Source organism: Polynucleobacter sp. UK-Gri1-W3 (assembly GCF_018881595.1).
Classification (GTDB): domain Bacteria; phylum Pseudomonadota; class Gammaproteobacteria; order Burkholderiales; family Burkholderiaceae; genus Polynucleobacter.
On the sequence record NZ_JACVQA010000001.1, the window covers coordinates 395,199 to 409,971 of the forward strand.

Here is a 14,773-nt window from a genome sequence, read left to right on the forward strand (position 1 = left end):
TTGAATGAGTGCGACGATCCGCAAGGATCACAGGAATTGAACTGAAGAGTTTGATCCTGGCTCAGATTGAACGCTGGCGGCATGCCTTACACATGCAAGTCGAACGGCAGCACGGGTGCTTGCACCTGGTGGCGAGTGGCGAACGGGTGAGTAATACATCGGAACGTACCTTATCGTGGGGGATAACGCAGCGAAAGCTGTGCTAATACCGCATACGCCCTGAGGGGGAAAGCGGGGGATCGAAAGACCTCGCGCGATTAGAGCGGCCGATGCCTGATTAGCTTGTTGGTGGGGTAAAAGCCCACCAAGGCGACGATCAGTAGCTGGTCTGAGAGGACGATCAGCCACACTGGGACTGAGACACGGCCCAGACTCCTACGGGAGGCAGCAGTGGGGAATTTTGGACAATGGGGGAAACCCTGATCCAGCAATGCCGCGTGAGTGAAGAAGGCCTTCGGGTTGTAAAGCTCTTTTGTCAGGGAAGAAACACCGGCTCTAACACAGTCCGGGAATGACGGTACCTGAAGAATAAGCACCGGCTAACTACGTGCCAGCAGCCGCGGTAATACGTAGGGTGCAAGCGTTAATCGGAATTACTGGGCGTAAAGCGTGCGCAGGCGGTTATACAAGACAGGCGTGAAATCCCCGGGCTTAACCTGGGAATGGCGCCTGTGACTGTATAGCTAGAGTGTGTCAGAGGGGGGTAGAATTCCACGTGTAGCAGTGAAATGCGTAGATATGTGGAGGAATACCAATGGCGAAGGCAGCCCCCTGGGATAACACTGACGCTCATGCACGAAAGCGTGGGGAGCAAACAGGATTAGATACCCTGGTAGTCCACGCCCTAAACGATGCTGACTAGTTGTTCGGGATTTACATCCTGAGTAACGTAGCTAACGCGTGAAGTCAGCCGCCTGGGGAGTACGGTCGCAAGATTAAAACTCAAAGGAATTGACGGGGACCCGCACAAGCGGTGGATGATGTGGATTAATTCGATGCAACGCGAAAAACCTTACCTACCCTTGACATGTCACTAACGAAGTAGAGATACATTAGGTGCTCGTAAGAGAAAGTGAACACAGGTGCTGCATGGCTGTCGTCAGCTCGTGTCGTGAGATGTTGGGTTAAGTCCCGCAACGAGCGCAACCCTTGTCTTTAGTTGCTACGCAAGAGCACTCTAAAGAGACTGCCGGTGACAAACCGGAGGAAGGTGGGGATGACGTCAAGTCCTCATGGCCCTTATGGGTAGGGCTTCACACGTCATACAATGGTGCATACAGAGGGTTGCCAACCCGCGAGGGGGAGCTAATCTCAGAAAATGCATCGTAGTCCGGATCGTAGTCTGCAACTCGACTACGTGAAGCTGGAATCGCTAGTAATCGCGGATCAGAATGTCGCGGTGAATACGTTCCCGGGTCTTGTACACACCGCCCGTCATACCATGGGAGTGGGTTTTGCCAGAAGCCGTTAGCCTAACCGCAAGGAGGGCGACTGCCACGGCAGGGTTCATGACTGGGGTAAAGTCGTAACAAGGTAGCCGTATCGGAAGGTGCGGCTGGATCACCTCCTTTCTAGAGAAAAGATGCTGAATCCTAGTGCCCACACTTATCGGTTGACAATAAAAGCCACGGGTCTGTAGCTCAGCTGGTTAGAGCACTGTGTTGATAACGCAGGGGTCGTAGGTTCAAGTCCTACCAGACCCACCACCAGCCAGAAACAAGACTTAGTGGGACGTTGGGGGATTAGCTCAGCTGGGAGAGCACCTGCTTTGCAAGCAGGGGGTCGTCGGTTCGATCCCGTCATCCTCCACCATCATCTAAATGTCAAAACTAAGCGAATATTTAATCGTTTAGTTTTGCCATTTATGGCTGTTCTTTAAAAATTTGAGTAAGCAAAGTGTCAAATGTTTCTTTGAGAGAACATTTGACAATGTAATAAGGGTAAAGATTGAATCATCAATCAGTAATACAAACGAGTTTTACCAAGTTCTTAACAAAGTACTTACAGTTTGGATTACGGCAAACATGTCAGAAGTAGAAGTAAAACCTATAACGGTTACTAGCAATGGTGCTCGTTATAGGATCAAGTGAATAAGTGCACATGATGGATGCCTTGGCGATTACAGGCGACGAAAGACGTTATAACCTGCGATAAGCCCCGGGGAGCTGGTAAATAAGCTTTGATCCGGGGATTTCTGAATGGGGAAACCCACCACTTTTGTGGTATCCATACCTGAATACATAGGGTATGAGAAGCGAACCTTGTGAACTGAAACATCTAAGTAGCAAGAGGAAAAGACATCAACCGAGATTCCCAGAGTAGTGGCGAGCGAAATGGGAACAGCCTTCTAGTGATATCTCAGTAATTAACAGAATGGAATGGAAAGTCCAACAATAAAGGGTGATAGTCCCGTATGTGAAAATTATTGAGTGGTACTAGGCTAGAGACAAGTAGGGCGGGACACGTGAAATCCTGTCTGAATATGGGGGGACCATCCTCCAAGGCTAAATACTCGTAATCGACCGATAGTGAACAAGTACCGTGAGGGAAAGGCGAAAAGAACCCCGGGAGGGGAGTGAAATAGATCCTGAAATTGTGTGCATACAAACAGTAGGAGCCTCGTAAGGGGTGACTGCGTACCTTTTGTATAATGGGTCAGCGACTTACATTCAGTAGCAAGCTTAACCGAATAGGGAAGGCGTAGCGAAAGCGAGTCCGAATAGGGCGCTAGTTGCTGGGTGTAGACCCGAAACCAGTTGATCTATCCATGGCCAGGTTGAAGGTGCGGTAACACGTACTGGAGGACCGAACCCACTAACGTTGAAAAGTTAGGGGATGAGCTGTGGATAGGGGTGAAAGGCTAAACAAAACTGGAAATAGCTGGTTCTCTCCGAAAACTATTTAGGTAGTGCCTCGTGTATCACTGTAGGGGGTAGAGCACTGTCATGGTAGTGGGGTCCATTGCGGATTACTGCGCCATAGCAAACTCCGAATACCTACAAGTGCAAGCACGGGAGACAGACATCGGGTGCTAACGTCCGGTGTCAAGAGGGAAACAACCCAGACCGCCAGCTAAGGTCCCTAATATATGCTAAGTGGGAAACGAAGTGGGAAGGCTAAAACAGTCAGGAGGTTGGCTTAGAAGCAGCCATCCTTTAAAGAAAGCGTAATAGCTCACTGATCGAGTCGTCCTGCGCGGAAGATGTAACGGGGCTAAGCATATAACCGAAGCTGCGGATCACAGCAATGTGATGGTAGGAGAGCGTTCTGTAAGCCTGTGAAGGTGTCTTGTAAAGGATGCTGGAGGTATCAGAAGTGCGAATGCTGACATGAGTAGCGATAAAGGGGGTGAAAAGCCCCCTCGCCGTAAGCCCAAGGTTTCCTGTTCAACGTTCATCGGAACAGGGTGAGTCGGCCCCTAAGGCGAGGCAGAGATGCGTAGCTGATGGGAACAAGGTTAATATTCCTTGACCATTGTTAGATGCGATGGGGGGACGGATCGCGGAAAGTTGTCCGGGTGTTGGAAGTCCCGGTTCTTGCGTTGGAGATGGCTATTAGGTAAATCCGGTAGCGTAATTCAAGGGCGTGAGACGAGCGAATTCATTCGCGAAGCAATTGGAAGTGGTTCCAAGAAAAGCCTCTAAGCTTCAGTCTAACAAGACCGTACCGCAAACCGACACAGGTGGGCGAGATGAGTATTCTAAGGCGCTTGAGAGAACTCAGGAGAAGGAACTCGGCAAATTTGTACCGTAACTTCGGGATAAGGTACGCCCTGGTAGTTTGACCCTGTACAAGGGGAGGACGAAAGGGTTGCAATAAAAAGGTGGCTGCGACTGTTTAATAAAAACACAGCACTCTGCAAACACGAAAGTGGACGTATAGGGTGTGACGCCTGCCCGGTGCTGGAAGATTAAATGATGGGGTGCAAGCTCTTGATTGAAGTCCCAGTAAACGGCGGCCGTAACTATAACGGTCCTAAGGTAGCGAAATTCCTTGTCGGGTAAGTTCCGACCTGCACGAATGGCGTAACGATGGCCACACTGTCTCCTCCTGAGACTCAGCGAAGTTGAAATGTTTGTGATGATGCAATCTACCCGTGGCTAGACGGAAAGACCCCATGAACCTTTACTGTAGCTTTGCATTGGACTTTGAATCGGTCTGTGTAGGATAGGTGGGAGGCGTTGATAACAGGATGCTAGTTCTGTTGGAGCCAACCTTGAAATACCACCCTGATTTATTTGAGGTTCTAACCTTGGCCCGTTATCCGGGTCGGGAACAGTGCATGGTAGGCAGTTTGACTGGGGCGGTCTCCTCCCAAAGTGTAACGGAGGAGTACGAAGGTACGCTTGGTACGGTCGGACATCGTACCTAAAGTGCAATGGCAAAAGCGTGCTTAACTGCGAGACCGACAAGTCGAGCAGGTGCGAAAGCAGGTCATAGTGATCCGGTGGTTCTGTATGGAAGGGCCATCGCTCAACGGATAAAAGGTACTCTGGGGATAACAGGCTGATACCGCCCAAGAGTTCATATCGACGGCGGTGTTTGGCACCTCGATGTCGGCTCATCTCATCCTGGGGCTGTAGCCGGTCCCAAGGGTATGGCTGTTCGCCATTTAAAGAGGTACGTGAGCTGGGTTTAAAACGTCGTGAGACAGTTTGGTCCCTATCTGCCATGGGCGTTGGAGATTTGACGGGGGCTGCTCCTAGTACGAGAGGACCGGAGTGGACATTCCGCTGGTGTACCTGTTGTTTCGCCAGAAGCATCGCAGGGTAGCTATGAATGGAAGAGATAACCGCTGAAAGCATCTAAGCGGGAAACTTGCCTGAAGATGAGATCTCCCGTAGGTTTAACCTACATAAAGGGTCGTTGAAGACCACAACGTTGATAGGTCGGGTGTGGAAGTGCAGTAATGCATTAAGCTAACCGATACTAATTGCCCGTTAGGCTTGATCCTATAACCAGCACTATTGTGTTGGATGTTTGCCAGATTTAATCTGCATCCTTATTACATGCTTACTCAAATAGAGTTGTTGATTTAATCAGCAACTCGACCCTCTACGCCCGGTGACCATAGCAAGTTGGAACCACTCCTTCCCATCCCGAACAGGACAGTGAAACGACTTTACGCCGATGATAGTGCGGATTACCCGTGTGAAAGTAGGTAACTGCCGGGCACCAATGCGACGCCCAGACCCATTAGGTCTGGGCGTTTTTACTTGTGCAAAGCGTTTAGAGATATTGACAGAAACTCCATTTGGAGTCAGAATGTTGGGTTCGCGGAGGGGTGTCCGAGCGGCTAAAGGAGGCAGACTGTAAATCTGTTGGCTATGCCTACGTAGGTTCGAATCCTACCCCCTCCACCAGATGTGCGGGATTAGTTTAATGGTAAAACAGCAGATTTCCAATCTTCGGTCAAGAGTTCGATTCTCTTATCCCGCTCCAGAATTTGTTGCATTAGATTTCGCCCATGTGGCTCAGTGGTAGAGCACTCCCTTGGTAAGGGAGAGGTCGGCAGTTCGATCCTGCCCATGGGCACCATGTTTGATTTTATTAATTGTGTATTTCGTGTTTGGTTTAAGAGCTAACTAAAGGCAGATTAAAAATGGCAAAAGAAAAATTCGAGCGGACAAAACCGCACGTAAACGTAGGCACCATCGGTCACGTTGACCACGGTAAAACCACATTGACAGCAGCAATTGCAACCGTGCTTTCTAAAGCATTCGGTGGCGAAGCTAAAGCATACGATCAGATCGATGCTGCTCCAGAAGAAAAAGCACGCGGTATTACGATTAATACAGCACACGTTGAGTACGAGACAGCAAACCGTCACTACGCACACGTTGATTGCCCAGGACATGCTGACTACGTTAAGAACATGATTACTGGTGCTGCTCAGATGGACGGCGCAATTTTAGTTTGCTCTGCTGCTGACGGCCCAATGCCACAAACTCGTGAACACATCCTCTTGGCACGCCAAGTTGGTGTTCCTTACATCATCGTGTTCCTGAACAAGTGCGACATGGTTGATGACGAAGAGTTGTTAGAGCTCGTAGAAATGGAAGTTCGTGAGCTTTTATCTAAATACAAATTCCCTGGCGATGACACACCAATCGTTCGTGGTTCTGCTAAGTTAGCCCTTGAAGGCGACGAAGGCCCATTGGGTAAAGAAGCCATCATGAAATTGGCTGAAGCATTAGATACCTTCATTCCTACTCCAGAACGTGCTGTTGATGGCGCCTTCTTGATGCCAGTAGAAGACGTGTTCTCTATCTCTGGTCGCGGTACTGTAGTTACAGGCCGTATCGAGCGCGGTATCGTTAAAGTGGGTGAAGAGATCGAAATCATCGGTATCAAGCCAACACTCAAGACAACTTGTACTGGTGTTGAAATGTTCCGCAAATTGCTCGACCAAGGTCAAGCAGGCGATAACGTTGGTATCTTGTTACGCGGTACAAAACGTGAAGAAGTTGAGCGCGGCCAAGTATTGGCTAAGCCAGGTTCAATCACCCCACATACTCACTTTACAGCCGAGGTTTACATCTTGGGTAAAGACGAAGGTGGTCGTCATACTCCATTTTTTAACAACTATCGTCCACAGTTTTACTTCCGTACAACGGACGTAACTGGTTCAATCGAGTTGCCAAAAGACAAAGAAATGGTGATGCCTGGTGATAACGTTTCGATTACCGTAAAGCTCATCGCTCCAATCGCGATGGAAGAAGGTTTACGTTTTGCGATCCGTGAAGGTGGCCGTACTGTTGGCGCCGGTGTGGTTGCAAAGATTTTGGCTTAAGTAGTCATTTGTAATGAGTTTTTATAAAGGGGTGTAGCTCAATTGGCAGAGCGTTGGTCTCCAAAACCAAAGGTTGGGGGTTCGATGCCCTCCGCCCCTGCCACGATTTGAACTGAAAGCAAAATGTCTCATCAAACAGTAAGTCATTCTGAAGAAAAAAGCAGCTGGGTCACTGTACTCGCTGCTTTAATCGTCGTTGCAGCGTTAGTTCTGTACTACACGCTCGCTGATCAATCTATATTGATTCGTCTTGCTGTTTTATTTGGCGGCATCGCAGCTGCAGTTTTGATTGTGGCAATTTCTCCTGATGGGCGTCGTTTCATCGCCTACGCAAAAGATTCTTGGTATGAAGTAAAAAAGGTTGTTTGGCCAACTCGTAAAGAGACTACCCAAATGACTCTAGTCGTATTTGGCTTTGTTCTGATCATGTCCTTGTTTTTGTGGATTGCAGACAAATTGATTGAATGGCTAGTTTTTTCAGTCTTTTTGGGCTGGAAGTGAGTAAAAAATGATTGATTCTGAAGTAGCTACAAATCCACAGGCTACCGGCAATATGCGCTGGTACGTCATTCATGCTTATTCTGGAATGGAAAAGAGCGTGAAAAAAGGCCTTGAAGAGCGTATTGCACGCTCTGGAATGCCTGAGAAATTTGGCCGTATTTTGGTCCCTTCCGAAGAGGTTGTGGAGATCAAGTCCGGTACTAAGTCAGTTTCTGAGCGTCGCTTCTTCCCAGGATATGTCCTGATTGAGATGGAAATGACGGATGAAAGCTGGCATTTAGTAAAAAACACTCCAAAAGTGACTGGCTTTGTAGGCGGCGTTCGTAACCGACCAAGCCCGATTTCCACTGCGGAAGTAGCAAAAATCATGGATCAAATGCAGGCTGGGGTGGATAAACCTAAGCCTAAGACCCTATTTGAAGTTGGCGAGATCGTGCGAGTTAAAGAAGGACCATTTGTTGATTTCAACGGAAATATCGAAGAAGTCAACTATGAGAAGTCAAGATTGCGCGTTTCTGTTACAATATTCGGCCGCGGTACCCCAGTTGAGCTGGAGTTCGGCCAGGTAGAAAAGATGTAAAAACAAGGACTTAGTCCTAGTTTTAGTAGTAAGCAGTTAAGTGGTTAGCAATAACCGAGGAGCGGAGCTAGAAAGCCAAAAACTAGCGAAGCGTTTACTCAACAGCGGTCTTTCCTAATGAGGTTAGGCGCGCTTTAAGGAGCACACATGGCAAAGAAGATTATTGGCTTTATTAAGCTGCAGATCCCTGCAGGTAAAGCAAATCCATCACCACCCGTAGGTCCAGCATTGGGTCAACGCGGTCTTAACATTATGGAATTTTGTAAGGCGTTCAATGCTCAAACTCAGAGCATGGAACCAGGTCTTCCAATTCCAGTTGTGATTACAGCGTTTGCTGATAAGAGCTTCACATTCATCATGAAGACTCCTCCAGCGACCATCATGATCAAGAAGGCTGCGAAGATTGAAAAAGGATCACCACGTCCTCATACCGATAAAGTGGGTTCAATTACTCGTGCTCAAGCGGAAGAAATCGCTAAAGCAAAAATGCCAGATTTGACAGCAGCCGATATGGACGCGGCTGTTAGAACAATCGCTGGTAGCGCCCGTTCCATGGGCATCACTGTGGAAGGTCTCTAATCATGACTAAATTATCTAAACGCGTTAAAGCAATTCAATCTAAAGTTGATCGCAACAAGTTCTATTCATTAGATGACGCATTGAACCTCGTTAAAGAGTGTGCAACTGCGAAGTTTGATGAGTCAATCGACGTTGCAGTTCAGTTAGGTATTGATGCTAAGAAATCTGACCAAGTTGTGCGTGGCGCAGTAGTGCTCCCAGCTGGTACAGGTAAGCATGTTCGTGTAGCTGTTTTTGCTCAAGGCGAGAAGGCTGAGCAAGCTAAAGCCGCTGGTGCAGAAATTGTTGGCATGGAAGAACTTGCTGAGCAAATTAAAGGCGGCAAAATTGATTTCGATATTTTGATCGCATCCCCAGACACAATGAAAATTGTTGGTACTTTAGGTCAAGTATTAGGCCCACGTGGTTTGATGCCAAATCCAAAAGTTGGAACAGTTACTCCTGACGTTGCTACTGCAGTTAAAAATGCAAAAGCTGGTCAAGTTCAGTTCCGTGTGGACAAAGCCGGCATCGTGCACGCAAGCATTGGCCGTCGTTCATTTGAGCCAACTGCATTGAAGTCAAACTTGCTCGCATTGCTTGAGGCGTTGAATAAAGCAAAGCCACCTGCATCTAAGGGTATTTATTTAAAGAAGGTTGCCGTAAGCAGCACCATGGGTGCCGGCGTACGCGTAGACCAAGCATCGTTACAGGCGGCAGCTTAATTAGCTTGTAACAAAAAAGAACTTTGGGTCGACTCCCGCTCTTTGGGTGAGAGTCGAACATCAAAGACCGTTGGTGAATTAGTTGCTTCTAAAGAGTTAATTCTTAATCGTTACGAAAGTAATAGCCAGCGCAGATGGCGACCCTGAAAAGATTTTCACAAAAACTTTGTGAACAAATGATCAGACGCTGGTGTGTAACCCCAACTGGAAACAGTTGGTTTTTTAGGAGTTAAACCGTGCCTTTGAATGTACAAGACAAAAAAGCGATTGTTGCTGATGTCGGCGCTCAATTGGCTGGAGCTCAAACAGTCGTGCTCGCTGAATACCGTGGTATTCCAGTAGAGCAGTTGACAAAGCTACGTGCTAGCGCACGTGACCAAGGTGTATATCTTCGCGTTTTGAAGAACACATTGGCACGCCGTGCTGCACAAGGCACACAGTTTGAGCCTCTTGCTGATTCGATGGTTGGCCCCTTGATCTACGGCATCTCTGCTGATCCGATTGCTTCGGCAAAAGTATTACAGAACTTTGCTAAGACTCAAGACAAGCTAGTCATTACTGCTGGCTTATATAACGGCAAGTTGTTGGACGTAGCGGGCGTTAAATCCCTCGCGTCTATTCCAAGCCGCGACGAGTTGTTATCTCAGTTGTTGGGCGTCATGTTGGCCCCAGTTTCTGCTATGGCTCGCGTATTGGGCGCAGTAGCAGCACAAAAGGCAGAAGGAGCACCTGCTCCGGTAGCCGAAGTGGCAGCACCTGCAGCAGAAGCAGCAGCACCAGCAGAAGTAGTTGCTGAAGCCGCAGCTCCGGAAGCAGCCGCTGAGCCTGCAGCCCCAGAAGCTGGAACAGAAACACCTGAAACCCCTGCCGCTGAATAAGCGACAGATTAACTATTTAAGTATTAGGAGCTAAAAATGGCGATTACTAAAGAAGAAATCATTGATGCAGTAGGTAGCATGTCCGTTATGGATTTGAACGATTTAGTTAAAGCGTTCGAAGAGAAGTTTGGCGTTTCAGCTGCAGCGATGGCTGTTGCTGGTCCTGCTGGTGCAGCTGGCGGCGCTGCTGCTGAAGAGCAAACAGAATTCACTGTTAACTTGCTCGAAGCTGGCGCAAACAAGGTTTCAGTAATTAAGGCGGTTCGCGAAATTACTGGTCTTGGCTTGAAAGAAGCTAAGGACTTAGTTGATGGTGCACCGAAGCCAATCAAAGAAGCTGTTGATAAGAAGACGGCTGAAGAAGCTAAGAAGAAGCTTGACGAAGCAGGCGCTAAGTCAGAAATCAAGTAATACAAACTTTTCTAACGCCTCCCAAAAGGAGTCGTTAGTTATGTTGGGTTTGATCTTTAGAGGTCAAACCCGATTTCATTTCTGATTGAAATCGGGTTTGCCTTCTGATACGACTGCAGAATGCAAGTTTGGTCGGACACTAAATCTATCGGTTTAGTGTTGTCCGCCAGTGATTGGTAGTGGCCAATCGCCAAATCTTTGTACAGTCGCTGAATTCGGAGATGAAATGAACTATAGCTTCACCGAACGCAAGCGAGTCCGTAAAAGCTTTGCTAAGCGAGTAAACAACCACCAGGTTCCTTACCTGATCGCAACGCAGCTGGAATCCTACGCTAAATTTTTACAGGCTGAAAAGCCAGCAATGTCTCGTCTTACTGAGGGACTTCAAGCTGCCTTTACATCAGCATTCCCAATTGTGTCTAACAACGGCTATGCACGTATGGAATACGTGTCTTACCAGTTATCACAGCCACCGTTTGACGTTAAAGAATGTCAACAACGTGGTTACACATACCACTCTGCCTTACGCGCAAAAGTTCGCTTGATTATTTATGATCGCGAAGCGCCTACTAAGGTTAAAGAGGTAAAAGAGAGCGAAGTCTACATGGGTGAAATTCCACTCATGACAGAAAATGGCTCTTTTGTGATTAATGGTACTGAGCGTGTCATCGTTTCTCAGTTGCACCGTTCCCCAGGCGTCTTCTTTGAACACGATAAGGGTAAAACACACAGCTCAGGTAAGTTGCTGTTCTCAGCACGCATCATTCCTTACCGTGGTTCATGGCTCGATTTCGAGTTTGATCCGAAAGACATTCTCTATTTCCGCGTTGACCGTCGTCGTAAGATGCCTGTCACCATTTTGCTCAAAGCAATTGGTTTAAACAACGAACAGATTCTTGCTAACTTCTTTAACTTTGACCATTTCTCATTGACTGCTAACGGCGGCTCAATGGAATTTGTGCCAGAGCGTTTGCGTGGTCAGTTGGCTAGCTTTGATGTGCTCGACAAGAATGGCGTTGTTGTCATTCAAAAAGACAAGCGTATCAATGCAAAGCATATCCGCGAACTTGAAGCTGCTAAGACAAAAACAATCGCTGTACCAGATGACTATTTAATTGGTCGTGTTGTTGCGCGCAATATTGTTGATCAAGATTCTGGTGAAATCTTGGCCTACGCTAATGATGAAATCACTGAAGAGGTATTGGCTACATTGCGCGATGCAGGCATCAAGCAATTAGAAACTATCTACACCAATGATTTGGATTCTGGTGCATACATTTCTCAGACATTGCGTACTGATGAAACTGCGGACCAAATGGCTGCTCGTATCGCCATCTACCGCATGATGCGTCCTGGTGAGCCTCCAACAGAAGATGCTGTTGAAGCCTTGTTCCAGCGCTTGTTCTATAACGAAGATACCTACGACTTATCTCGCGTTGGCCGTATGAAGGTCAACAGTCGTTTGAACCGTCCAGAAATGGAAGGCCCAATGGTTCTGTCGAACGAAGATATTCTCGACACTATTAAGTCCCTCGTAGATTTGCGTAACGGCAAAGGCGAAGTAGACGATATCGATCACTTAGGTAATCGTCGTGTACGTTGCGTTGGCGAATTGGCTGAAAACCAATTCCGTGCTGGTTTGTCACGTGTTGAGCGTGCGGTTAAAGAACGTCTCGGCCAAGCCGAAACAGAAAACCTCATGCCCCATGACTTGATTAACAGCAAGCCAATCTCTTCTGCTATTCGTGAGTTCTTCGGTTCTTCACAGTTGTCCCAGTTTATGGACCAAACCAACCCACTTTCAGAGATCACGCACAAGCGTCGTATTTCTGCATTGGGACCTGGTGGCTTGACCCGCGAGCGCGCAGGCTTTGAGGTGCGCGACGTGCATCCAACCCACTACGGACGTGTTTGCCCAATTGAAACTCCAGAAGGACCAAACATTGGTTTGATCAACTCACTCGCGTTATTTGCGCGTTTGAATGAGCACGGTTTCTTAGAAACCCCATACCGTAAAGTTTCCAATAGCAAGGTGAGCGATGAAGTGGTTTACCTCTCAGCAATTGAAGAGGCAAAGTATGTGATTGCTCAGGCAAACGCAACAATCGACAAGAGCGGTAAGTTGGCCGACGAATTGGTTTCTGCTCGTCAAGCTGGTGAGACCATGATGGTTAGCCCAGAGCGCATCGATTTCATTGACGTTGCTCCTAGCCAGATCGTTTCTGCTGCTGCTTCACTCGTTCCATTCTTAGAGCACGATGATGCAAACCGTGCTTTGATGGGTGCAAATATGCAGCGTCAAGCAGTTCCTTGCTTGCGTCCGGATAAGCCATTGGTTGGTACAGGTTTAGAGCGTATTGTTGCGGTTGACTCCGGCACAGTTATTTTGGCGTCTCGCGGCGGTATCGTTGATTATGTCGATGCTAACCGTGTTGTGATTCGTGTAAACGATGATGAGACAGCTGCCGGTGAAGTTGGTGTGGATATTTATAACCTCATCAAGTACACCCGTTCAAACCAAAATACCAACATCAACCAACGTCCAATCGTTCAGGCTGGTGATCGCGTAGCGCGTGGTGACGTTGTTGCTGACGGCGCATCTACCGATTTGGGTGAATTGGCTTTGGGTCAAAACATGACTGTGGCATTTATGCCATGGAACGGCTACAACTTCGAAGATTCAATCTTGATCTCTGAAAAAGTTGTTGCTGATGACCGCTACACCTCCATTCATATTGAAGAGTTGTCAGTAGTTGCACGTGATACCAAGCTTGGTTCAGAAGAAATTACTCGCGATATCTCTAATTTGGCAGAGTCACAACTCTCCCGTTTGGATGAGAGCGGTATTGTTTATATCGGTGCTGAAGTTGAAGCTGGCGACGTATTAGTTGGTAAGGTAACTCCAAAGGGTGAGACTACTCTCACTCCTGAAGAGAAGTTGCTACGTGCGATCTTCGGTGAAAAAGCATCTGACGTTAAAGATACTTCTTTGCGTGTTCCATCTGGAATGATCGGTACTGTTATTGATGTTCAGGTCTTCACCCGTGAAGGTATTGAGCGTGATGCACGTGCACAGGCGATTATTCAAGAAGAATTACAACGCTATCGTTTGGACTTGAACGACCAGTTGCGTATTGTTGAGGGCGATGCCTTCATGCGTTTAGAAAAACTGTTGATTGGCAAAGTTGCCAATGGTGGTCCTCAGAAATTAGCTAAAGGCACTAAGATTGACAAGGAATACCTTGCCAGCTTAGATAAATACCATTGGTTTGACGTTCGTCCAGCAGATGATGAGGTTGCTTCACAAGTTGAAGCAATTAAATCTTCTATCGAAGCGAAGCGTAAGCAATTTGATGAAGCTTTTGAAGAGAAGCGCACCAAGCTTACCCAGGGCGATGATTTACAGCCTGGCGTAACAAAGATGGTTAAGGTCTACTTGGCCGTTAAGCGTCGTTTACAGCCTGGTGACAAGATGGCTGGTCGTCACGGTAACAAAGGTGTGGTTTCTAAAATCGCCCCTGCGGAAGATATGCCGTTTATGGCTGACGGACGCCCTGTTGACATCGTCTTGAACCCATTGGGTGTTCCTTCCCGTATGAACGTAGGTCAGATCTTGGAAACCCATTTAGGTTGGGCGGCTCAAGGTATTGGTAAGCGTATTGATGAGATGGTTCGTCAACAAGCTAAGCAAGCTGAACTTCGTAAGTTCATGAAGCAGCTTTACAACGAAACCGGTCGCATTGAAGATATCGACAACTTTACTGATGAGCAGATCACAGTTTTGGCTGAGAATTTACGCCAAGGCTTGCCATTCGCTACTCCGGTGTTTGACGGTGCTACTGAAGCTGAAATCGGACGCATGCTCGAGTTGGCGTACCCAGAAGATGTTGCTAAATCTTTGAAGATGACTCCTTCACGTCAGCAAATGATTTTGTGCGACGGCCGTACTGGCGATCAATTTGAGCGTCCAGTAACAGTTGGTGTAATGCACGTCTTGAAACTCCACCATTTGGTCGATGACAAGATGCACGCACGTTCAACCGGACCTTACTCTTTAGTAACGCAACAGCCATTGGGCGGTAAAGCTCAGTTTGGTGGTCAGCGCTTTGGTGAGATGGAAGTCTGGGCCCTCGAAGCATACGGTGCTTCATATGTCTTGCAGGAAATGCTGACAGTGAAGTCTGATGACGTCGCAGGCCGTACCAAGGTTTACGAAAACATCGTCAAGGGCGAGCACACGATTGATGCTGGCATGCCCGAATCCTTCAACGTGCTGGTAAAAGAAATCCGTTCGTTGGGTATTGACATTGACATGGAGCGCAACTGA

Annotated in this window: 7 protein-coding genes, 6 tRNA genes, 3 rRNA genes and 1 pseudogene; all 17 read left to right on the forward strand. The window is 47.7% G+C overall.

Annotation, left to right across the window (positions count from 1 at the left end):
* The first annotated feature begins 38 nt into the window (after positions 1–38).
* The 17 genes and pseudogenes from ICN36_RS02090 to rpoB all read left to right on the forward strand — a co-directional run bounded on the left by ICN36_RS02090 (position 39) and on the right by rpoB (position 14,773).
* Positions 39–1,571 (forward strand): 16S ribosomal RNA (locus tag ICN36_RS02090).
* 58 nt (positions 1,572–1,629) lie between these two features.
* Positions 1,630–1,706, forward strand: a tRNA-Ile gene (locus ICN36_RS02095).
* Positions 1,707–1,736: 30 nt separating this feature from the next.
* A tRNA-Ala gene (locus ICN36_RS02100) sits at positions 1,737–1,812 on the forward strand.
* Positions 1,813–2,080: 268 nt separating this feature from the next.
* Positions 2,081–4,954, forward strand: a 23S ribosomal RNA gene (locus ICN36_RS02105).
* Positions 4,955–5,060: 106 nt separating this feature from the next.
* Positions 5,061–5,174 (forward strand): 5S ribosomal RNA (rrf, locus tag ICN36_RS02110).
* Together the 16S, 23S and 5S rRNA genes with 5 tRNA genes alongside form the textbook arrangement of a ribosomal RNA operon.
* A 104-nt stretch (positions 5,175–5,278) precedes the next feature.
* A tRNA-Tyr gene (locus ICN36_RS02115) sits at positions 5,279–5,363 on the forward strand.
* Between the two features lie 5 nt (positions 5,364–5,368).
* Positions 5,369–5,442, forward strand: a tRNA-Gly gene (locus tag ICN36_RS02120).
* 21 nt (positions 5,443–5,463) lie between these two features.
* A tRNA-Thr gene (locus ICN36_RS02125) sits at positions 5,464–5,538 on the forward strand.
* Positions 5,539–5,602: 64 nt separating this feature from the next.
* Positions 5,603–6,793 carry an elongation factor Tu gene (gene tuf, locus ICN36_RS02130; protein WP_216152347.1) on the forward strand — a complete coding sequence of 397 codons (1,191 nt, stop codon included), beginning with the start codon at positions 5,603–5,605 and terminating at the stop codon, positions 6,791–6,793.
* 27 nt (positions 6,794–6,820) lie between these two features.
* A tRNA-Trp gene (locus ICN36_RS02135) sits at positions 6,821–6,896 on the forward strand.
* A 20-nt stretch (positions 6,897–6,916) separates the two neighbouring features.
* Complete coding sequence (secE, locus tag ICN36_RS02140; protein WP_216226778.1) at positions 6,917–7,294, forward strand: preprotein translocase subunit SecE; 378 nt, start codon at positions 6,917–6,919, stop codon at positions 7,292–7,294.
* Between the two features lie 7 nt (positions 7,295–7,301).
* Entirely contained in the window at positions 7,302–7,874 is a 573-nt protein-coding gene (gene nusG / locus ICN36_RS02145; RefSeq protein WP_216152352.1) for a transcription termination/antitermination protein NusG, read from the forward strand.
* 147 nt (positions 7,875–8,021) lie between these two features.
* Complete coding sequence (rplK, locus tag ICN36_RS02150; RefSeq protein ID WP_068320088.1) at positions 8,022–8,453, forward strand: 50S ribosomal protein L11; 432 nt, start codon at positions 8,022–8,024, stop codon at positions 8,451–8,453.
* A gap of 2 nt (positions 8,454–8,455) precedes the next feature.
* Complete coding sequence (gene rplA, locus ICN36_RS02155; RefSeq protein ID WP_071464433.1) at positions 8,456–9,157, forward strand: 50S ribosomal protein L1; 702 nt, start codon at positions 8,456–8,458, stop codon at positions 9,155–9,157.
* Between the two features lie 236 nt (positions 9,158–9,393).
* A pseudogene (gene rplJ, locus ICN36_RS02160) lies at positions 9,394–9,921 on the forward strand (50S ribosomal protein L10); the annotation flags it as partial.
* 150 nt (positions 9,922–10,071) lie between these two features.
* On the forward strand, positions 10,072–10,446 hold the full coding sequence (gene rplL, locus ICN36_RS02165) for a 50S ribosomal protein L7/L12 (RefSeq protein WP_173941805.1): 375 nt from the start codon (positions 10,072–10,074) through the stop codon (positions 10,444–10,446).
* 226 nt (positions 10,447–10,672) lie between these two features.
* The gene (gene rpoB, locus ICN36_RS02170; protein ID WP_216226780.1) at positions 10,673–14,773 is read left to right on the forward strand and encodes a DNA-directed RNA polymerase subunit beta; all 4,101 of its coding nucleotides are present in this window, start codon (positions 10,673–10,675) and stop codon (positions 14,771–14,773) included.